General features: G+C 35.9%; 24 protein-coding genes and 1 other annotated feature. Of the genes, 2 read left to right on the forward strand and 22 right to left on the reverse strand.

Annotation, left to right across the window (positions count from 1 at the left end; genetic code table 11):
• Positions 1 to 116 precede the first annotated feature (116 nt).
• The 5 genes from AACH31_RS08230 to AACH31_RS08250 form a co-directional block, all read right to left on the reverse strand.
• Positions 117 to 953: a phosphatase PAP2 family protein gene (locus AACH31_RS08230; protein WP_161831602.1), complete on the reverse strand. Its 837-nt coding sequence runs from the start codon at positions 951 to 953 to the stop codon at positions 117 to 119.
• Positions 954 to 1163: 210 nt separating this feature from the next.
• Positions 1164 to 1460 (reverse strand): rhodanese-like domain-containing protein, encoded by a 297-nt coding sequence (locus AACH31_RS08235; protein WP_161831601.1) that lies wholly within the window; start codon positions 1458 to 1460, stop codon positions 1164 to 1166.
• 183 nt (positions 1461 to 1643) lie between these two features.
• Positions 1644 to 1844 carry a cold-shock protein gene (locus tag AACH31_RS08240; protein WP_161831600.1) on the reverse strand — a complete coding sequence of 67 codons (201 nt, stop codon included), beginning with the start codon at positions 1842 to 1844 and terminating at the stop codon, positions 1644 to 1646.
• 325 nt (positions 1845 to 2169) lie between these two features.
• Entirely contained in the window at positions 2170 to 3339 is a 1170-nt protein-coding gene (locus AACH31_RS08245; RefSeq protein ID WP_161831599.1) for a THUMP domain-containing class I SAM-dependent RNA methyltransferase, read from the reverse strand.
• A gap of 606 nt (positions 3340 to 3945) precedes the next feature.
• Positions 3946 to 4752, reverse strand: coding sequence for a hypothetical protein (locus AACH31_RS08250; protein WP_161831598.1), 807 nt, complete (start codon positions 4750 to 4752; stop codon positions 3946 to 3948).
• Between the two features lie 248 nt (positions 4753 to 5000).
• Here AACH31_RS08250 and AACH31_RS08255 point away from each other — a divergent pair, with 248 nt between their 5' ends.
• Positions 5001 to 6170, forward strand: a complete 1170-nt coding sequence (locus AACH31_RS08255; RefSeq protein ID WP_161831597.1) for an MFS transporter — start codon at positions 5001 to 5003, stop codon at positions 6168 to 6170.
• 5 nt (positions 6171 to 6175) lie between these two features.
• Here AACH31_RS08255 and AACH31_RS08260 read toward each other — a convergent pair whose 3' ends face one another.
• The 13 genes from AACH31_RS08260 to AACH31_RS08320 all read right to left on the reverse strand — a co-directional run bounded on the left by AACH31_RS08260 (position 6176) and on the right by AACH31_RS08320 (position 16767).
• The gene (locus AACH31_RS08260) at positions 6176 to 6643 is read right to left on the reverse strand and encodes a hypothetical protein (RefSeq protein WP_161831596.1); all 468 of its coding nucleotides are present in this window, start codon (positions 6641 to 6643) and stop codon (positions 6176 to 6178) included.
• Positions 6644 to 6856: 213 nt separating this feature from the next.
• Entirely contained in the window at positions 6857 to 7621 is a 765-nt protein-coding gene (locus tag AACH31_RS08265) for a hypothetical protein (protein ID WP_161831595.1), read from the reverse strand.
• Positions 7622 to 7797: 176 nt separating this feature from the next.
• Positions 7798 to 8613, reverse strand: coding sequence for a LysM peptidoglycan-binding domain-containing protein (locus AACH31_RS08270; RefSeq protein WP_161831594.1), 816 nt, complete (start codon positions 8611 to 8613; stop codon positions 7798 to 7800).
• A 717-nt stretch (positions 8614 to 9330) separates the two neighbouring features.
• Positions 9331 to 10614: a GTPase ObgE gene (gene obgE, locus AACH31_RS08275; protein ID WP_161831593.1), complete on the reverse strand. Its 1284-nt coding sequence runs from the start codon at positions 10612 to 10614 to the stop codon at positions 9331 to 9333.
• Positions 10615 to 11186: 572 nt separating this feature from the next.
• Positions 11187 to 11471 carry a 50S ribosomal protein L27 gene (gene rpmA / locus AACH31_RS08280; protein WP_161831592.1) on the reverse strand — a complete coding sequence of 95 codons (285 nt, stop codon included), beginning with the start codon at positions 11469 to 11471 and terminating at the stop codon, positions 11187 to 11189.
• An 11-nt stretch (positions 11472 to 11482) separates the two neighbouring features.
• Entirely contained in the window at positions 11483 to 11794 is a 312-nt protein-coding gene (locus AACH31_RS08285) for a ribosomal-processing cysteine protease Prp (protein ID WP_161831591.1), read from the reverse strand.
• An 11-nt stretch (positions 11795 to 11805) separates the two neighbouring features.
• Positions 11806 to 12114 (reverse strand): 50S ribosomal protein L21, encoded by a 309-nt coding sequence (gene rplU / locus AACH31_RS08290; protein ID WP_161831590.1) that lies wholly within the window; start codon positions 12112 to 12114, stop codon positions 11806 to 11808.
• A 17-nt stretch (positions 12115 to 12131) separates the two neighbouring features.
• Positions 12132 to 12203: a sequence feature (ribosomal protein L21 leader region), on the reverse strand.
• 246 nt (positions 12204 to 12449) lie between these two features.
• Entirely contained in the window at positions 12450 to 12845 is a 396-nt protein-coding gene (locus AACH31_RS08295; protein WP_161831589.1) for a response regulator, read from the reverse strand.
• A 20-nt stretch (positions 12846 to 12865) separates the two neighbouring features.
• A complete protein-coding gene (locus tag AACH31_RS08300) occupies positions 12866 to 13684 on the reverse strand; it encodes a site-2 protease family protein (protein ID WP_161831588.1) in 819 nt (272 codons plus the stop codon).
• Positions 13685 to 13700: 16 nt separating this feature from the next.
• Positions 13701 to 14492, reverse strand: coding sequence for a M23 family metallopeptidase (locus AACH31_RS08305; protein ID WP_161831587.1), 792 nt, complete (start codon positions 14490 to 14492; stop codon positions 13701 to 13703).
• Between the two features lie 188 nt (positions 14493 to 14680).
• Positions 14681 to 15199, reverse strand: coding sequence for a rod shape-determining protein MreD (gene mreD / locus AACH31_RS08310; protein ID WP_161831586.1), 519 nt, complete (start codon positions 15197 to 15199; stop codon positions 14681 to 14683).
• The gene (gene mreC / locus AACH31_RS08315; RefSeq protein ID WP_161831585.1) at positions 15192 to 16043 is read right to left on the reverse strand and encodes a rod shape-determining protein MreC; all 852 of its coding nucleotides are present in this window, start codon (positions 16041 to 16043) and stop codon (positions 15192 to 15194) included. The genes mreD and mreC overlap by 8 nt, the downstream gene beginning before the upstream one ends.
• Positions 16044 to 16206: 163 nt before the next feature.
• The gene (locus tag AACH31_RS08320; RefSeq protein WP_161831584.1) at positions 16207 to 16767 is read right to left on the reverse strand and encodes a GNAT family N-acetyltransferase; all 561 of its coding nucleotides are present in this window, start codon (positions 16765 to 16767) and stop codon (positions 16207 to 16209) included.
• A 314-nt stretch (positions 16768 to 17081) separates the two neighbouring features.
• On the opposite strand from AACH31_RS08320, the gene AACH31_RS08325 reads away from it, so the two are divergent.
• Positions 17082 to 17435, forward strand: coding sequence for a DUF1622 domain-containing protein (locus tag AACH31_RS08325; protein WP_161831583.1), 354 nt, complete (start codon positions 17082 to 17084; stop codon positions 17433 to 17435).
• A 58-nt stretch (positions 17436 to 17493) separates the two neighbouring features.
• On the opposite strand, the gene radC is transcribed toward AACH31_RS08325, so the two are convergent.
• From radC to AACH31_RS08345, 4 genes are all read right to left on the reverse strand, one after another.
• Positions 17494 to 18177 (reverse strand): RadC family protein, encoded by a 684-nt coding sequence (radC, locus tag AACH31_RS08330; RefSeq protein ID WP_304940773.1) that lies wholly within the window; start codon positions 18175 to 18177, stop codon positions 17494 to 17496.
• A 23-nt stretch (positions 18178 to 18200) separates the two neighbouring features.
• Positions 18201 to 18893: a sporulation protein gene (locus AACH31_RS08335; RefSeq protein WP_202618720.1), complete on the reverse strand. Its 693-nt coding sequence runs from the start codon at positions 18891 to 18893 to the stop codon at positions 18201 to 18203.
• A gap of 100 nt (positions 18894 to 18993) precedes the next feature.
• Positions 18994 to 20274, reverse strand: a complete 1281-nt coding sequence (locus tag AACH31_RS08340) for a bifunctional folylpolyglutamate synthase/dihydrofolate synthase (RefSeq protein ID WP_161831582.1) — start codon at positions 20272 to 20274, stop codon at positions 18994 to 18996.
• Between the two features lie 144 nt (positions 20275 to 20418).
• On the reverse strand, positions 20419 to 20901 hold the full coding sequence (locus AACH31_RS08345; RefSeq protein ID WP_161831581.1) for a PASTA domain-containing protein: 483 nt from the start codon (positions 20899 to 20901) through the stop codon (positions 20419 to 20421).
• Positions 20902 to 20987: the final 86 nt, after the last annotated feature.

The raw sequence follows: 20987 nt of genomic DNA on the forward strand, positions 1-20987 counted from the left end.
TTTATTTTTTATTTTCTCGTTCTTTGTCGCTTTTTGGAACTTCTTAATAATATCATCCTTTAACGGGTTTGTCAAAACAATTTTTGCATTTTTTTCAAAAAAATAAAGGTAAGTCATCAATGCTTACCTTTATTTAGCCATCTAAATAGATAGGGATAACCTGCAAAGCTATAAAAAGCTAGCAATCCTCCGTATAAAAATTGATAAACCATGCCTTTAAAGGGCAAGGTTATGAGGCACCATTTTAAAATAAATAAAGATACGATTCCTATCATAAAACGAAATAACCGCATCGCAATTCGTCCCTTAACTTTGAAATTTACATATTTTTTTTCAAAGGCTACACCGACTATAAACCCTAAATATTCACCTACCATATGAGCAGGATGATGTGGTAATACTAAAAGAAAGGGAAGGAATAAAACAAGCGTAGCTAAATAGAGTTTACTTTTATCCTCAGACCTTAAAAACAACCTGTATGTACAGTAACTAATCGTTAAACCAAACAAAATTCCGCACACCACATCTTTTGGGTAATGAACCCCTAGGTAAAGCCGTGACAACCCAACAAGTAAAACCAGTATCAATAAAATGATGGCTGATTTATACCTTCTTAAAATCAAATAGGCGGCACCATAGGTAGAAGCAGCACCCTGTGAATGTCCACTTGGGAAAGAACTACCTGTCGCAGTTGAAACCCTTAGCGAGCGAACTCCTTCTTCTCCTATAGGTCTTTTTGCATTAACAATGTTTTTTACCGTATGATTAAACATTAAATTTGTATAAAACGAATAACTTAAATATTCACCCATCCTTTTATCAATGCACCAGTATATTCCTAAGACAAACATAATCTTAAAAGGCGCCTCTCCAAATTGGGTAATAAACTGAAATAATTGATCTAAAAGCGGGGTATGAAAGCTTTGTATAAAACGAATAATTTCTAACTCCACATTTCCTCTCCTAACCGATTCATCATCTATTTATAAATTCCTACCATCATCTTATTTATAAAATCGGCCCTTTAGAACTACCTCTTTCATCAATAAAAGATACGCTAATCGCTTCATTTTCGTTCGAACATTCTTTTTGTTAGATTGCTCGTTGCTGCCTAGGATAGTAATGGCATTACCTTTAAAAATTCAATACAAAAGATTACTTCATTAAGCTTTCCGCTCGTTATAATATTCCAACATTCCTCCGGTTACATTGATAACGTTATATCCAAGGCTATCTAAATACTGAGTAACATTTGCAGTTCTCGCTCCTGACCGACAAATTAAATAATAACATTCCTGCTTATTTAAATAAGACTCTGGTTTTTGAATCAACTGATTCATTGGAATATGTTTGGCTTGTTTAAGTTTAGGTAATGCATTAAACTCCTCAACCTCCCGAATATCAATGATATCAATTGAATCTAACTTTTCCTTTAAAGACTGAATAGTCACAGATTTCATTATTACTTCCCCCTTGATTATAAATAATTTTTTCGTCCTTTAAGTAAATATAAATGAATGAATCCTAATAAGTTCATATGTTTAATAAAAGGTCTTCCCTTATTATAAGTCTTATTTAAATAATAGGCGAGTATTTTAAATATAAAAGAGTCGAATAAAATCGACTCTTTTATATTTAAATTTTTATAATTTTTGTACGCCTGAAGCCTGTGGTCCACGATCACCTTGTGTAACCTCGAATTCAACTTTTTGTCCCTCTTCTAGAGTTCTGAATCCGTCTCCTTGAATTTCAGAAAAGTGAACAAACACTTCGTCACCACTATCTGCAGTAATAAATCCATATCCTTTATCGGCGTTAAACCATTTTACTGTTCCTGTTGCCATTTTGAAAAACCTCCAAAATATAAGTATAAAATATATTAACTAGTTACCTTCATTTAAAAGCAATATCTTAATTTCATTTTGCTTGAGATATGTTTTAAGTGTAATGGAACTATCGTTTATAGAATACCTCCTTTTAAAATTTATATACTCTCCTTTTACTATTTTTTATAATTTTATATAACACTGTTAATTCAGAGAGTAAATAAAAAAGGATGTCTTCTTAATAAGAAGAACATCCTTTTTTATTTACTAATGGGATACGGGCCTACTTCATCTATTTGTTATAAACGTTCGAAAGAAGAATTTTCCTGAACAACACTTTATTCTACTCCGATTTTTCTTCAACTACCGGCACAACTGATCCATATTTTTGTTTTAAATTATTATCAAAATATTGATAATAACGCGTTAAAATACGCCCATTATATAACTTTCTATTCTTATCTGCCTGGCGACCAAACGCTTTTTCGAATTTAGAGAACGACGTTAGAATATTGAAATCCCATGTCGATAATTTTCGTTTCATCATTCCAATTTTTTTATTTAATTTAAATACTTCATCCTCTTCACCAAGGCGCTCCCCATAAGGAGGGTTTGTAATCATATAAGCATATTTATAATTTGAAGAGAATTTATGGAAATCTAACTGATGGAATTCTATCGCTTTTGAAACTCCAGCTTTTTCAGCATTTTGACGTGCAGTGCGTAACACTTGAGGATCGATATCATAACCAAACATACGTAATGAGTTATTTTTTATCGCCTTTCGGGCACTATCACGAACCTGTTCAAAAATTTCTTTGTCCATTGATGGCCATTCTTCACAAACAAACGTACGATTTAATCCCGGTGCAATGTTGTTTCCAATCATAGCAGCTTCAATTAAAATGGTCCCTGACCCACAAAATGGATCAACTAAAAGTCGTTCCGGTTTCCAACGAGATAAGAGAATTAGTGAAGCTGCTAATGTTTCTTTTAACGGCGCTTCCCCCGCGAACTCACGATAGCCACGTTTATGCAACCCCGGACCTGTTGTATCAATCGTTAACGTTACCATATCTTTTAGAAGGGCTACCTCTATCTTATAAACTGGCCCGTCCTCAGAAAACCAATCCTGATTATAGGCGCGTTGCATACTCTTTACTACCGCTTTTTTTACAATCGCTTGACAGTCAGGAACGCTATGTAATGTAGATTTAATTGACTTTCCGACAACGTGCATTTTTCCATTAACAGGGATGTATTGACTCCAATCAATCGCTTCGGTTTGATTAAATAAATCTTCGAATGTTGTTGCCTCAAATTCTGCAATATTAATTAAAACACGGTCAGCCGTTCTTAACCACGTATTAGTAATTGCAATATCCATTTCATCACCCTCGAAATGAACCTTTCCATTTTCTAAGCGTAAATCTTCATAACCTAGTTGTCGTAACTCCTTCGCCGTAACGGCTTCGATTCCAAACGTCGTTGTTGCAATTAGTTTATAATCCATATATCTATTTCTCCTTATCTTAAAGTAACGAATCATTCAAGCCTTGCGTTACTGTGATAGCATTATATTTACTTATATCCTACGTTTATATTAAAATTTCTAGCTATTAATTTTTAATACCTATATTAAAATACCATTTTTAAGTTTATCATTAATCTTCCCACATGGCAATAATTATCTTTTTCTGTCTAATTATGAAAAATATTATTATATCATATATTTTTCTATAAAAATAGAAGTTTTACTCCTTCGTTTTAATCATTCCCTCCCTTCAGATCTATATTCGCCATTTTTAATTTATTAACCCTATACTTTTAAAGTATCTATGAAACCTAGCTATTCTTTACTCCGTAAAGAACTTTAACTGAACACGCCTGTGTCTTATACGACCTTAATCCTTGCATTCCATTTTTCTATACAAAACGTAGAACACGTTTCTGTTTACATATTATATTAGGCTATTTTAAGCCGATTCATTCGTTTGGGTGGCTTTTTTCATCATTTAATCCTCATTTACCCAAAACAAATCCTATCCCGCTACCTTAAAGACGTTTTTCAAGTAATTCTTTATAAAAAAAGTCATTCAAACGCGTTGAATGACTTTTTTTATTTAATTTGAATGGCTCCATTTACTTCTTTCGTATATGGAATCTTATTGGCATCTAAAAGGTTAGTCAATGCTAGGACAATTTGGTTTCCTACCTCATTTTGATCACTTACAAACTGATTGTAGGCCTGTTTCACTTCCTCAGTTAGAGATTCGCTACCTTCAAGTTTACCCATTAACTGATTAAGGCTAGTTAGTTTAAGATTCAATAGGCGTCCCATCTCAGAAAAGTTATCCCCTTCTGTAGCCATGATTTCCTGAGTTTTAACCGCTATCTGATTTTGTTTCTCTTTTAATTCCTGAAGATAAACACTAGAAAAATTACCCGTACTCATATGATCAGACAAACTTTTATTAATTTCATTATGTAGTAGCATCAGCTCATCATACTTGCCGATATAATCAGTTACTACTTTGTTAGTCGAAAGACCTAAAAATTGATTTACCTGATTCTGAGGAATAACCCCACCGACATAAAGAACCGTAAGTAATACAACAACCAACGGGATTCCAACTAAAATTCCACGTAATATATCCGCAAATGAGTTTTGAGTAGATAGCGTAATGTCTGCCATCTGATTTCCATTTCTAGTTTTTTGATACGGGGACTGCGATTTACGATGATTATTTCGTGTATAACCAACATTTTTTCTACCTAAATCATGATTGGCTCGGTATTGGGTTGTATCGACATTATATTGATACGTTCTTAGTTCATTCGTCGATTGTTTTTCTAACCTTATTTGTTCTTCTTCTCTCCATTGTTGATACCAGTTTCTATAATAAGTTTTATTTTTTATACCCATCCTTTTTGTTGCAAGATTTAATGGCTTGCAACTTCCCCCCTTTCAGTGTTATATCCTATCGTTGCAAAACATCGTCGTGTTACTAGAAACATACGCTTTTTTTAGCTCCTATATGATAAGGAGGAGGTAACTTTCGTTCGACTTTTAACACTTAACATTTGTAGTTGAATGTTAAATTTTATATAATGATAGTGTTTGTTTAGACTTATTAATCCTGTCATTAGTCAAACATTTTATAAGGAGGCTTTATGGAACAAAAAACATTACGGAAATTCTTATTTTTTAACTTTTTAATTATGACCGTCTTTAACTTCGCACACCCCGTGACTCCGCGGCTCATTAATGAATTAGAGTTACCCTCTTATATGTTCGGACTCTTCTTCGCCCTTATGTCAATTGGAAGCTATATCTTTTCTCCCATCTGGGGAAGCCTTTCAGATTATAAGGGACGAAAAAAGTTCCTAATGCTCGGGGTTTTAGGCTACGGCATGACGCAATTAGGATTTGGGCTGAGTCAATCGGCCATTACAATTTCTATCTTTCGTGTTCTTGGGGGAATCCTAAGTGTTAGTTACGTAGCGGTCATCATGGCCTGCATCAGCGATTTGTCGTCGGCAAAAGGTCGCGCAAAATCACTCGCCTATCTTGCAGCAACTACTTCAATGGGGGCAGCTGCCGGTTCAAATATTGGAGGATGGCTTGGAGCGACACATTACCAAAACAGTTTCATTGTACAGTTCATTTGTTGTATTTTATTAACAATCTGTCTCTTTTTCTTAACAGAGGATACCCTAGTCAATAAAAAAGAAGGAAAAACAACCCTCTCATTAAGCCACCTTACTTTTAAAAAATCTCAGATTGAATTTGGTCCACTATTGACCTCACTCATTCTAACCGTTGCATTAATGAACATTACAACAACAGCCTATAACTCAACCATCGGATACTTTGTTGAGTCAGATTTAAAGCTACCTACTCAATTAAACGGTCTTATCCTCAGTGTAGTTCCTATCTGCGCAGTTTTAGGAAATTTTCTTATTAGTCCTCGGCTTGCCAAAAAATACGATGAGTTTAAAACGCTAATCGTGATCATTGGATTAACAGCTACTTCGCTACTTGTATGGTCAGGCACAACAAACCTATTATTAACGTGCATTTGTTTGATGACCTTCTTTATCGTCATGCCCTTGGCACAACCTATTTATCAAAGTATGATTTCTAAGCAGGCCAAAAACAATGCAGGAGAAATCATGGGTATTCAAAACTCATCACGTTCTGTCGGAATGGTTATCGGATCATTAAGTGCCGGATTTCTATACGATTTAGGAAGTAAACTACCTTTCCTCATGGGAGGAATCACCGCTTTAATTGCCTGCTTGGTTTTAATCTTTCAACATCATCAACAAAAAAGACATTAGGAACTCTAATGTCTTTTTTTATATTCAAATCGGGATACAATTTCTTCCTCACTAAGGCCTAGCTCTAACACCCGATTAAGCTTTTTAACACAGTATGTATTGGGTGAATATTTGGGTGATTCAAAAATCCAGCGATCATCAAGTCCGAGGAGGCGACAAACAGCGAAGGCGATAGCCGCTGATCTGGATTCTCCCGTTGAACAATGAATAACAATCGTTTCCACCTGATCAAAATGATTTAAAATAAACTCGCCAATTCTTAGACAATCCTCCTCTGATAGTAATGTCTGGTCACCGTGCACCTCATGGATATCATCAAAACTTACTGAAATCATATCAATAATTCGAGGATTTCTATAAAAATTGGGCGTAGGCGCGTGGGTCCCCAAAATTGAAACTAACAATGTAACCTCCATCCACTGGTTATAACTCCATTCCTCTGCCTCTTTCTGACTCATGATTTTAATTTCCACGATAGTCCCCCCTCTTCTTTATCCCCCAGTTTCAAGATATGCCGGTGGCGATTTCTTTTTTATCAAAACCCCTTATGCTTACTAAAAATAGTCGGTCTATCCCGTTCATCACATAACGACGTTTTTATCAAGAATGGGATGCTTTTACTCACGCTATTTTATTATCAATCCCATCGGCGTTAAAAAAATAAACATCTTCTTCTCTTTTTTCCTTTAAACCAATATTCCATGATCCTCATGGTCATTCATATTTTCGAGCTTTAAACGACCTACCTCAATCTTCCGTCCATTAGGAAATTCATAATAAAGGATTCGTTGCTCGCCAGGCATAAAGGGAGATACGCTAAATGTAATAGCAAACTTATGACTTTGAGGAACAAGTTCACTATATTTTCCTAGATAATGAAGGTGATTAATCTCCTCGTCCTTATAAACATCTTTTGAGACCGTCGTTACTGGACTATCATCCCCTAATTTAAAATTATATGCGCTAACTAAGGCTCCCTCCGCACTCGCTTCCAAAACCTTAATGGCGACGACAACCGTCCATTCGTCCTTCTGCTCATAATACCCCCAATCCCAATAACTCGTCTCATCAAATTTTGATAAAACCAACTCAAAATTATTCGATAACTCATCGGTTGTTACTCCACCAACAGGTGAGGGATCAGGTTGCTCCAACCAGCTAATTTCCTTAATCAGTATGCATGAAAATATAATAACCGCGACAACCTTTAAAAGAATGATTAACACTTTTTGACCTCGGTTTTCCTTTACAGAACAAGCTGTAAGATCAATACGACTTTCCACAATACATTCAAATGCCTCCGCCCATTGCAATAACCTTTCATCCTGCGAAGAATCATGATTCTGCTTTAAAAAGTCGTCTACTAAACATTCATAAACATTTTCTATCTCTTCAAGCGACATCGTCGGGGTTACCCCAAGAATTTCATACGCATGCTTCACATCCTCCATCAATCCCCCAACTCCTTCATTTCCCCATTTAACTCATTTCATCATATGTTTTTTTCATAAAATAAATGTTATTTCCTAAAAGAAAATCATCGAAAATCGCACTTAAACACTTAGTTAACGTATTAAAGTAATTAAAAAAGGATGCCAAGGCACCCTCTCTTAATCATGTGTTATATTCATAGGTATGGATAACGGTACCATCCACCGTAATAGGGATATCCTCCCCATCCCCATCCTCCATAATAAGGGTATCCTCCCCATCCCCATCCTCCACCGAAGAATGGATAACCAAAACCACCAATAAAGAATCTTTCATCTTGTACGCCTCTTGCAGCATAAGGATTCACATAAGCACCTGGATAAGGAGGAACCGCACAAGGATTCATATAGTGACTTGGATAAGGGGCCGCTCCCGATAAGCATCCCGCCTGATACGGAGGATACATCATCGATGGCGTTGCTGGAAACGGATATGGTGCCTGTTGGGCAACTTGTGAAGTGTTACTAGTCGCCTCATCTGGCTTTTTATAAACCGTTTCATTAACCGATACTTGACACTGCTCAACCGTTTTTGCTACGCCCCCAACTTCGACTTTAACACCATCATTTGGGGCAGTTGGCGTTTCTTCTTTTAAAGGCTTTAATGGAATCGGTTTTACTTCTTCCTTTTGCGTCACCTCTTGGTGAGCGGGCGACACTTGAACCTGACTCTGTTGAACATTTTGGACCACAACAGCTTCTGCCGCAGGGGCTTGAGTCGGTTTTAGTTCAATCGGATTAGTGTCTAAATTAGGGTAATATTTTTGGATATGTTGTGCGACATTAGATTCTTCTTTACGAACAGGTGAAGGAACTTTGACTTTTAACCCAGGAACAAGGCCAGCTAAGTGATTAATATGGGTATTCATCCCGATTAAATCCTGAACACTGACATTGTATTTTTCAGCAATAGACTGAAATGTATCATTTCTTTGCACAATGTGGATTTTCATAAGCCTGATTCTCCTCTCTACATCATCTCCCTACAATATATGATGACATTTTTATGAATATAACAAACTTATACCAACAGCGTATTTTTCTATTTTCACCCCATTAACTTCTAAATCTAGAATCTTTACTTCGACCCACTTATGTCAGTTCCCCTTTTTAGAAGAAAAAGAAAACTTGATCACACATCATTTCTTTTCCTAATGTCAAACTTCCTTAAAAAGTTGATCCGATAATGAAAAAAGATGATAGACCTTGAATCTTTAGATCCTCATAGATTCCTTGAGATAGAAAAACACTTTCTCAAACGAGAAGCGATTCAAGCGTTCGCATCTAACTCCCTGACATAAAAACAATCCCTTCATATAGGATACTTCCAACACCCCATACATTTTTCATTGGAAAAAGGGAGAACTTAACACCATCATAATTTTCAACGCCTAAAGCATAGCGCTTAAGAGTGAACCTTTAAAATTAAGCTAACATTATCAAGTGACACAGCATCATTTAACTTGAGGACAAAAAGATGAATACTCGATAAGCCTATAACCTTTTAAAATTCCTTTGCTGGCTCGCGGTCCCACCTTTACTCATATTTTAATGGGAAACTTCCCCTTGCCACCCCGATATTTTGCTAAAAGATCCATTCCCTATCTTTTTATTTCCTAACGAAAAAAGGTCCCCTCATTAGGGAACCTAGTATAGAAATAATAAATAAATTAATCTTTAAATTCAAATTCAAAGTTAAGGATACGAACAAGATTTCCATCCTCCACCCCAAGATCACGTAACGCCTGATCGACACCAAGCTGGCGTAACTGACGAGCAAAACGCATAACAGAAGCTTCTCGGTTGAAATCTGTTTGATGGAAAATTCTTTCCACATGCGGTCCAGAAACCACATAAACCCCATCATCTCCAAGAGAAATATGAAACTTCGCTTCTTCAGGTGTGAATTTATATGTAACTGATTGTTCCATTTCTTCCTCATCATATAATGGGAATTGTGGCGTTGTTTCCAATAAATCAGCCGTTTTATAGAGTAACTGATCAATTCCTTGACGTGTTGCAGCCGAAATTTCAATAATCGTCATATCGTCTCCAACTTTTTCCTTGAATGCTTTTAAATTTTCCTCTGCATCCCCAATATCCATTTTATTGGCAACAATAATTTGAGGACGTTCCATCAATTTATAGCGATATTGTGCAAGTTCATTATTAATAGTTACATAGTCTTCGTATGGGTCGCGTCCTTCCATTCCAGACATATCAATAACGTGTAAAATAACACGTGTACGCTCAATATGGCGTAAAAATTGATGTCCAAGCCCTGCCCCAGTTGCAGCACCTTCAATTAATCCCGGTAAATCTGCCATGACAAACGAACGACCATCTGGAACACGAACAACTCCTAAATTAGGAACAAGCGTTGTAAAGTGATAAGCTGCAATTTTAGGTTTACATGCTGATACAACAGAAATCAATGTCGATTTACCAACACTTGGGAACCCAACTAATCCGACATCTGCTAACACTTTTAATTCAACACGAATTTCTCGTTTTTGTCCAAGTTCACCATTTTCAGCAAGCTCAGGAGCCGTATTACGCGGAGTAGCAAAGTGAATATTTCCACGTCCACCGCGTCCTCCCTTAGCAATAATCGCACGCTGACCATTTTCAGTTAAATCAGCGATAATCAGATTCGTACTATTATCATAAACAATAGTCCCAACAGGAACTTTAATAATTAAATCATCAGAATTTTTTCCGTGGCAACTTTTTGCCATTCCGTTCTCACCATTTTTCGCCTGTAAGACACGGTTATAACGTAAATCCAATAGTGTCGACAATCCCTCATCCGCAACGAAGATGACACTACCTCCGTTTCCTCCGTCACCACCTGCAGGACCACCATTGGCAATATATTTTTCACGACGGAAGGCTACGGCACCATTTCCACCATTACCAGCCGCCACTTTTAATTTGACTTGATCGATAAACAAGTGTATCCCTCAATTCTATTCATTGAAATGGTTCTTCATTTCAACGTAGTATTCTTCAACATGTACCTCATAAATATTTTCAACGTAAGAGATCAACGAAGTAAATAACCCCAAACCTTCTGGCACAGACTTAGCATGCGATGAATAGAGTAGACTAAACTACTCTTTAAAAATTTCAAGAACGAAAACAATCCATCACTTTTCCTATATATGAAAATAAGAGTGCTATTTATATAACAAAAAATCAGCTAAAACTCCATGCCATACCCGAAGACACACTCCTGTACCTTAGAATGCGCATCATTGAGTCAAGCAAAAATAACATAGGTTATAAACGTCTTGCTATCCTCTACTAATATCTTCGGAAAACTTTTTAATCGGCATGCCCTATCTAGACTTTAATCTAATCATAAAAATAAACGGTTATAGGCTATTTATACTTCCCTCAAATAGGATTGAAAATAATCTAATTCGGTCTATATATAGTATTAAAATAAACTTATAAACTCATACGAAAAAAAGGCATAAAAAATAATCCCCTAATCGGCTGATCAGGGGATTGATTAAATCGATTACTTAGCTTCTGGGTATACAGAAACTTGTTTTTTGTCACGTCCTAAACGTTCGTATTTAACAACACCATCGATTTTACAGAATAAAGTGTGATCCACACCCATACCTACGTTTGTTCCTGGATAAATTTTAGTTCCGCGTTGACGATAGATAATTGATCCTGCAGAAGCATATTGTCCATCAGCTAATTTAGCTCCTAAACGTTTAGACTCAGAGTCACGACCGTTCTTTGTAGAACCAACACCTTTTTTAGATGCGAAAAATTGTAAATTTAACTTTAACATTGGGCCACCTCCTACTTATTTTCTATAACTGTTAAGTATTTAAATTGTTCTTCTTCAATTGTGTGCAAAGAAGTAATCATTCCATAGATTAGCGTTTGAGCAGCTTCACTAGTTGGAAGATTTTCAACTAATAAATAACCATCTTCCATTTTTATGCTAAGTTCTGATTCATCTAAGTTGATAATGGAATTTGTTAAGCCAAATGTTACTGCACTCACCGCAGCGCAGACTAAATCTTCACCGGGTTCACCTGCAAATGCATGGCCGCTAATTTCATATGACTCAACTTTATTATTTTTATAGTGAAAATTGGCTGTAATCATCGTCGATTTAATTAAGCGTTAATTGCTTCGATAACAACTTTAGTGTATGGTTGACGGTGACCTTGTTTCTTTTTGTAACCTTTTTTAGGTTTGTATTTGAACACAATAATTTTTTCACCTTTACCGTGTTTTTCAACCTTTGCAGTTACAGTTGCACCTTCTACTAATGGAGCACCAACTTTTGCGTTTTCTCCACCAACGAATAATACTTCGTCGAAAGTAACAACATCACCTTCAGCAACATTTAATTTTTCAATGTAGATTGCTTGACCTACTTCAACTTTTAATTGTTTACCACCAGTTTTAATAATAGCGTACATTACCTGCACCTCCTTAAAATTTAACTAAGACTCGCCATTTAAGGTATACAAGTTGTATTTAAACCTTATCCGTGCGGTTGTAGTACCCTAAGGTGCTAACAACATAGTTCATTATAGCAAAGCAAAAATCATTCGTCAACGTTTTATAGCTGGTTATCTCTACCTTTTTCGATTTTTTCTTTGAACATATATACTAAATTTTACAGACTCCTTCAAACTTCCCTATAAAACATAGGCATCTCGTGTCTTTTCATCCCTTCTATGAACGTCTGCGATAAAAAGGTGCTGTAATTTCGCCTTTCTTCTATTAACTAAAAAAAGTATTAAGGTATTCCCTAACACCCTAATACTTTTTTTATCATCATTAGATCAACGGGCTTTAATAGAATATCATCCATCATCGCCTCTTGAAATTTTGAATCATCTTTTGATAACTGATTTGCCGTCAAGGCAATAATACGCCCCTCATATCCAATCTTTCTTAGTTGTTTTGATGCCTCATATCCATCCATAACCGGCATACAAATATCCATCACTACAACATCATAATTTGGGTTGTTCTCAATTTCCTTAATTGCTTCAATCCCACTTTCAAGTGTTTTTACTTTTTTGATGTCCATGACATCTAATATATCTTCCATCAACATTAAGTTAATCTCATTATCATCTACTACTAGTACGGAAATATCATCTGTCAATTGTGCCACCTTATGCTCCGCCTCCAACTTCATCTCATCTTGTCTCTCCTATTTTAGTCAGTTTTATAAGGAGCGTCAACACTTAGGACCGCATTTTCCTCATATTTTAACTTCAACCAGCTCGTCTCATCATGTAATCGGTGGTTAATTTGAAACGTGTTAAAATATCCACGATAAAAATTATCCTCCAAGGAATGATTCCTAAATCTAATAATTTTATTTGGTAAATCCACATTTGTATACATTCTTTTCTGTAATAAAAACCGTTGAAATAGGAAATAAATTTGTTTATTGTACTTAATCGTCGAATAAACAAGAAATGACATAACGAGATAGATTTGTCGAAAATCGTTAAAAAATGTTATGGCCATAAAAAGAACAATTAAGACTATATTTATTATCTTCATTATCTTTAAAACTACCTTATACGGAAAATAACAACACAAAAACGCATTTAATAACCGGCTTCCATCTAAAGGTGGTAATGGTGTCAAATTAAAAAAGATAACAAACAACTGACTTCCTATCGCATAATCATACAGCGTTAAATTAACATATGGACTTATCCTTTCACGGGCTAGAATTAAGAGTAAAAAACAAAGAAAATTAAAAACAATTCCCCCGCTACTTACAACAAAATCTTCCACATTCGATTTATTTAATTCTCCCTGGAATTCCATAATGCCTCCGAAGGCAAAGAATTTTATTCGTTCAAACCTCCAGTTATAAAAAGCGGCCATCATTAGATGACCACACTCATGAACTAAAATAGTTAGAGTAAATATAATATATTCATTTAAATATCCAAGAAAAATTGCGAGTAAGGTCATCGCATAAAAAGAAGGATCAAACTTTATTCGTTTTGGACGCATCATTAAGCCCCCCTATTTATTGCAATGATTTTAAGTAATCCATAATATCTTGGTACTCTCCCTCCTCATTTTTTAATGATAAATAATAAAACGCCTCTTCTTCAAAATCTGTCCCCGGTAGCTCTAAAACCGAACCAACGCCAAGCTCGTCACCCGCCTTAATGTGTTGATACTGACTAACTCCCCTATTTTCTAAAAAGCCAATCGTTAGGACCCATTCATCTGGTAGTTGGACATTAACATAATTACCTATCTTCTCATCGACACCTAAGTTCAAAACAATTCCCGATACAAAGCTTCTAATCGATTCTGTCCGTTTAGCCTGAATCACCACTCCATCTTCGTAGTCCTTTAAAGCCACATTATTAGTCGCCTTTTTAATCGCCTTTTTCAAATTAAACTCTGTATCTTTTTCATCGTTAGACGCCACCTGATTTCCTGACTCATCCATGGTTGATGATACGCCACCATTCACTGCCGCTACCTCTTCATCGCTCGGTAATTTAAATTCAAACGGCAACATATTTGACAAGAAGTTCTGATACATTTTTTCGTATTTGGCAAATGGAAAATTTCCCATGACCGAACTCTTTACAGTCTCGTACATCGTTGTGTTTGGAAGCTTTTGAATAACTAAGATTCCCATTAACACACATAAACAAATCATCGATTGACACATAAAACGTCTAATGAACCACGTTCCTTCATCTTCCTTTCTCCTTTGTCTATAATAAGCAGCAGAATGCTGAATCTGCTTATTACCATGAGCCGATCGATAAGATGAATGCTTTTTTTTATAATTGGCCACGATATTTCCCCCTCACTTTTTTCATCTGTGCGACTTGTTCATTGCATCATATGAGTATAGCGTAAAAGTTAGAACATTCGAGAGAGGCTTGCACTCTTTTTACAATCGACAGAAAAAAAACGAACCCTCAACAATTAGTTTTTTTAGTCTAATCGTCGGGGGTCCGCTCAAGATTCGTTTCTTTTTAGTTAAAAATCATTCAAAACCTTTTTTTGATAAATTTTAAATTGAAATTTCAACATGGGGTAGAGAACAATCGTCACTAGCATATTAAAAAAAGCCGTTGGAATTAAAATATATTTGATAAAAGTCCACGTTGACATATTAGTTGCTTTCATCGTATTCACAATAAAATAAACGATGGATTCCTCTCCCATAACCAAGATAGCGACCATCGCCATCATCGACAGCAAATTAATCGGCATGGTTTGAGAAACAAACCTCACCATAATAAACGTTAGAATAGGAAACAAACAAGTATATAAACCAATTAAATCCGCGTAACACACATCATAAAGAAAGCCGAAAATAAAAGCGAAAATAAAAGGTCTAATTCCCTTATCATAAAAAGTAAAAAAAGCTAAACAGATTAAAAAGACATTGGGAATTGCCCGGTAATAGCTAACAATAGGGTCAATGGGCAAAAAACTGACTAATAGATTATCCATGACAAAACAGGTCACAAACGTAATAATTAATCTACTCATGATCTATCGTCACCGCCTCACGCGCTACAACAATTACATAATCCATATTATCGTAATTTTTTTCTCCTTTTAAGTACAACGTTTGGGTTAATCCATCTTTACTAACCTCTATGCGATCCACGTAACCGATTAAAAGTGATTTAGGATATACACCACCTAATCCACTCGTAATTACCTTATCCCCTTTATCCACTTTTACATCTTTTGATACCTGAGTCATCACTAATTCGTCAGTTGTATAATCATAACCTTCCACGGTTCCAATAGAACCCTCTTTCCCATCGATAATAGCCGAAACTTTACTTCCAAAATCTTGATTCTTAATTAACTTAACTTTAGATGAAAAATCAGTAACTGAGATAATTTTACCAATGAGAAATCCCTCTTTTGATAACACGGCCATATTCTCTTTCATCCCCTGTTTACTTCCTTTATTAATAAAAATAAAGTCGTGCCACTGGTCAACATTACGCATCACCGTTGTCGCATTAATCGTTTCATACGCAACTAAAGACGTTCCCGTCTGTTGTAAATCTTCTAATGAAGCCAACTGTTCCTCTAACTGATGCGTATAAACCTCTAATGATTCGTACTGATACATCTGTTGTTTTAACATTTTATTCTCTTCGTATGTATGAAAGAGGTCATTCAAATTGACAAAGAAACGTTTGAAGCCCTCAACTATTCCCGTATAACCGGTTTGAACAACAACCATCCCATCCTTAATCAATCGCTGAGGAATAGACCCACGAGTCTCCTGATGCATCGTATATCCAACCGTAATAAACGTCATAAATACTAAAACAATAATCAAAAATACCTTTAAATGATTAACACCCTTCATTTAACCACATCCTACGTCTTTACAATAATCTAATCCATATTGCCTATTATATATAATTGATAAGTCTGAAACAAGAGCCTTTCCTCACATAAAACGTCATAAATAATGTTTTTCACACAATTTACATGAGATCGAGGCGAGGTTAAAAAAGAAGTATCTCCTTTTATTTAAAATCCTTTTTTAAAATGAAGTAAGTCTCGCAATCTACCCATCCACGCCTTTCAGTCAACACGGCACGACGAATATATTTATCACGCGTCATTCCAATCTTTTGCATCACTCGCTCAGAAGCTTTATTCAAAACATCATACTTCGCTGTCACTACATCAACTCCCACATCAAAAAAGGCAAAGCTTAATACACAATGGGCGGCTTCAGTAGCTAACCCCTTATTCCAATAATTTTTTGCTAAACAATATCCTAACTCGCAATAAAACTTTCTTCCTCGTCGATGAAATTGAAAAAGTGAGATTGAACCAATCACTTCTTGATTTTCACGATCAACAATCGCCCATTGGTAGGTATCCTTTAATTGATAGGCCCGCTCCCAACTTTCTAAAATGCGTTGCGTCATCTCTACGTTTTCATGCGGCGCCCAAGCCACAAACTTTGCCACCTCTTCATCACTACTCCAATTATTAAATACCATCTGAGCATCACTCACCTCAAAGCGTCTTAAATATAACCTCGGCGTGTGTAATGGACATGTTCCTATATGCTTCATTTAAAACTCTCCCCTCTAAACATGACATCCATGAAAGTTTCTCACTCATCATAAAATTTATGACTATAAACAATCCAAATTCCTATATAAACGTTAAAATGAGATTTCCATCAATCACATCATTTTATATTCTATGCCAAACGTGGGCATTCAACCATCAATATTACCTCTTCCTCTAAATAAATAAGCCCCCCCTCTTCTTCCGTCCACTAATAGCTACTTTTATTTCTATAACTATAAATTTATCGTATAAACACTTTTTATAATAGGAAAACTATGACTAAGATTCGATTATCTTGGGAAGGAATAACTGTATGTCACCATTGGAACATTTTATTGAACAATTTTTACCTTATATTATTCAAATCCTTGAAGCCATGGGCATTTTCATCATTACGCTCGGCGCATTCCGTGCGTTCTATCATTACATGAAAACACTTATTTTCAAGGACCATTATCCGACAAAACACCAATTTGCTAACTCAATGGCAACCGGTCTTGAGTTTAAATTAGCAGCCGAGATTTTAAAAACAGTACTTATCCAAAGTCTTAATGAACTTATCATTCTCGGATCTATTTTCCTACTTCGTGTCCTGATGACCATTGTTATTGAATGGGAAATTCGTCAGGATGAAAAACAGAAGCACCTTCATGAAAACAAAGAATAAAAAGAAAACTCGTAGCGATTATCTCACTGAATAGTGATTAACCTACGAGTTTCTTTCATTAAAGATATCCTTTTTCCTTTAAACTTGTAAATTGATTATCTCCAATAATAAGATGATCAAGCAATCTAATTCCTATCAATTCCCCTGCCTCATACAACCGATGGGTTAGCTGAATGTCTTGTTGAGATGGGGTGGCATCCCCACTCGGATGATTATGAGCACAAATAACAGAAGCAGATGATCGCTTAATCGCCTCTTTAAAAACCTCCCTCGGATGAACAATAGCCTTATTTAAGGATCCAATAAAAATCGTCTTCTGACCAATAATATAATTTTTAGTATCCAAAAATAAGACAATAAAATGTTCTTGTGTTAAATGTTTCATATCTGCTGCTAAAAAAGAGACACAATCCTCAGGAGACAAAATAGAATCTTGTTTAATATGACTCGCTTTACTAATTCGTTTTCCAAGTTCGATACTTGCCAAAATCTGAATAGCCTTGCTTTCCCCGATTCCCTGAATACTCATTAACTCTTCAACCGTCATTTCATTTAGAAACTTCAAGCCCTCAGACTGCCTTAAAAGTTTCTGCGCGATAGCTAATGCCGATTGACCTTTACTTCCCGTTCGAAGTAAAATGGCCAACAATTCTGCATTAGATAAATAATGTGCGCCCTCCAATAATAATCGCTCTCTCGGTCGTTCTTCGTAGGGTAAATCACGGATCATAAACGATTCCATTTTGAATTAATCACATCCTATTCTTATCCATTTAACCATTGATAAATTTCTAATAACATCTTTTGTCGCTCAGGCGAGTTTGCTTCAAAAGATGAGGTAGCGAGTGTCACATAGTACCCCCAGATATGCATCTCATCATCTGTAAACGTTTGGATAAACTCTGCATCCATCTCATATGGCCGTTGTTTAACTGCCTGAACAAAGTAATTCCATTTTAAGTCATCTAGAGGAACCTCAACTTCCTTGATAAAGGAGTCAATTTTCTTTTCTGTTAGCTGTTCCTTAACCGGTGCTAGACTATCCTTTGTCCCGCCAATATAAGAAAATACCGAGTATTTTCCATCCACCTTTAAAATTCCATAATTGTAACCAATTTGTTTTAACTCCCCTGCCAGGTTCAACACATTATCATATGTTTCATAAACCCCATGCTGCATAATAAAAATTTTATTTTCAGCAACCTTTTCTTCCTTTTTATCTTTTTTATCGCCGTCCTTACTCGCTTCCTTTTCTTCTTGTGAATCACTTGCAGGATTTGTCTCATCATTCTTAACTTCTACGACTTCTTTTGAATCATCCGTACGAACTAAGAACGTATCAAGTGCCTTCCCAAACGACAATCCTAGCACCGTAAAAATCACTGTTAATAAAATAAACGGCCGTGCCTTTTTAAAATCAATCTTCGAAATAATAGTCTTTAATTTCTTTCCTTTCATCTCATTCCCACCTATCATCTTCACTCATTACTTCTAATATTACTACGTCTATATTGTTGTTTCATCATATCAGATGACAATCAAGAAAATTGTCTAAATCTCAAGCACATACTAATTTTCGCACCTCTGAAATAAAGTACAATGATCCTGTAATGACTAAGCAATCCCCCTCGCCAAGTCTTCCCATTACAGATTCAGTCAACCCTTTAAAATCTTCCTCATAGCTAGCATTTGATCGATTAAACAACTCATATTGCGCACGTGCTGACTGGGCACGCGGATAATCAAAGGTCGTAAAATAGACCTCATCGGCCACATCAGCCAAAAATTTGAACATTTCATGAGCATCCTTATCCTTAAGAATACTTACGATAAAGATCTTTCGTTTCATAGGATAAAGTTTCGAAAGGGTCTCACACAAATTTTTCATCCCTTCTACGTTATGCGCCCCGTCTAAAATAACCGGTGGATGTTGTCTCACCCTCTCAAAACGGCCAGCCCAAAAGGCCAATTTCATCCCCCTATATATATTTACGCTAGAAATATCCCATTTCCTTTTTTCTTTTAAAAATTTAAGGATGGCGTAAGCTAACGTCGCATTTTTAACCTGATGCTCCCCCTTCATAGATAATTGTACCCTGTTTAGAGAGGGCCAATCAAAAGTAACCCCATTTTCACTTAAGGAGATTTCGGTCGGTTGATAAAGTTCTAAAGCCTTAATAAGGGGGGATTGACGTTTAGCAGTTACCTCCTCAAATACTTTTAAAACTTCCTGATCTTCTTCCGTCGTAATAAGTGGCACCCCTTGCTTCACAATCCCTAACTTCTCATAGGCAATTTGAGTCCGTGCAGAGCCCAAGATCTGCTCATGATCCAAACCAATATTTGTAATACCACAAACCATCGGCTTAATCACATTTGTAGCATCTAAACGCCCCCCTAATCCAACTTCATAGATAACCACATCAACGTCGGCCTCTTCAAAATAAACAAAAGCAAGTAAGGTTATGATCTCAAACTCGGTAAACGGACCTAAATCAGATTGATTTATTAAATCAACAACTGAGTAAATTCGATTCGCACATTTAACAAGGTCTTCATCACTAATCGGTCTTCCATTTAATGAAATACGCTCATTAAACGTCTCAATATACGGAGACGTAAAGGTTCCTACACGATACCCTGCTTCCTCTAAAACACATCGCAAATAGGTAACCGTCGACCCTTTTCCATTTGTTCCTGCAATATGAATCGTCGGAACCTTTAAATGCGGCTGATTCAATTGTTTCAACGCTTCTTTCATTCGAGAAAGTCCCGGACGAATACCAAACCTTAACTGGCCATTAATCCAACCAATAACCTCGCTCCCATGTGTAAACATAACCATCACTTCCTTTATTGATATCTAGTTTCGATTAATTTTTATCCGTAAAATCCATTCTACATTCAGACAAGTACACTAAATTTCCTCTTCACTCATCTCGGGTTAGCGATAAAACATGAAAAGTTTTTTGGGCCCTATATCCTATTTTAACGTGACTGAGAGTGTCATTCCCCTTGATAAAACTTCCCCCGCCTTAATCGTCTGGGATGAAATAATCCCCTCTTCTCCCTTAACCTTAAGATTCAATTCATAATGATTAGCAAATTCCTCGACATCCTTTAAGTTCTTTCCAATAAAGTCTTCCATGATAGGCCGACCTTTAGAAACCTTCAATGTTAAAATTAATGGATCATTGCTAATTTTTGTTCGTGGTTTAATCGATTGTTCAATGACACAGTTTTGTATCACATCATAAGAATACTCCAAGTCGTAAATCATTAAAATATTTTCATGATCTTTTTCATACTGCATGACCTTCTTCGTCGACCATCCATGGAAATTTGGAATCGTATTGAGTCGGAGCGTTGCACTCACATTCATAAAAAGTGCAACAATAATACCAAGGCTTAATACGAGACAATAAAACCTTGCATTTAGCCGGTACTTTTTTCTTTTCTTTTTCATACCCTCACATCCTTATTCATTTAATTAGTTATCTTTTTAGTCATAAAGCGAAACTCACTTTCTACATCCTTTTCCTTTAATCATTA

It is taken from the genome of Turicibacter faecis, assembly GCF_037076425.1.
Lineage (GTDB): Bacteria > Bacillota_I > Bacilli_A > MOL361 > Turicibacteraceae > Turicibacter > Turicibacter faecis.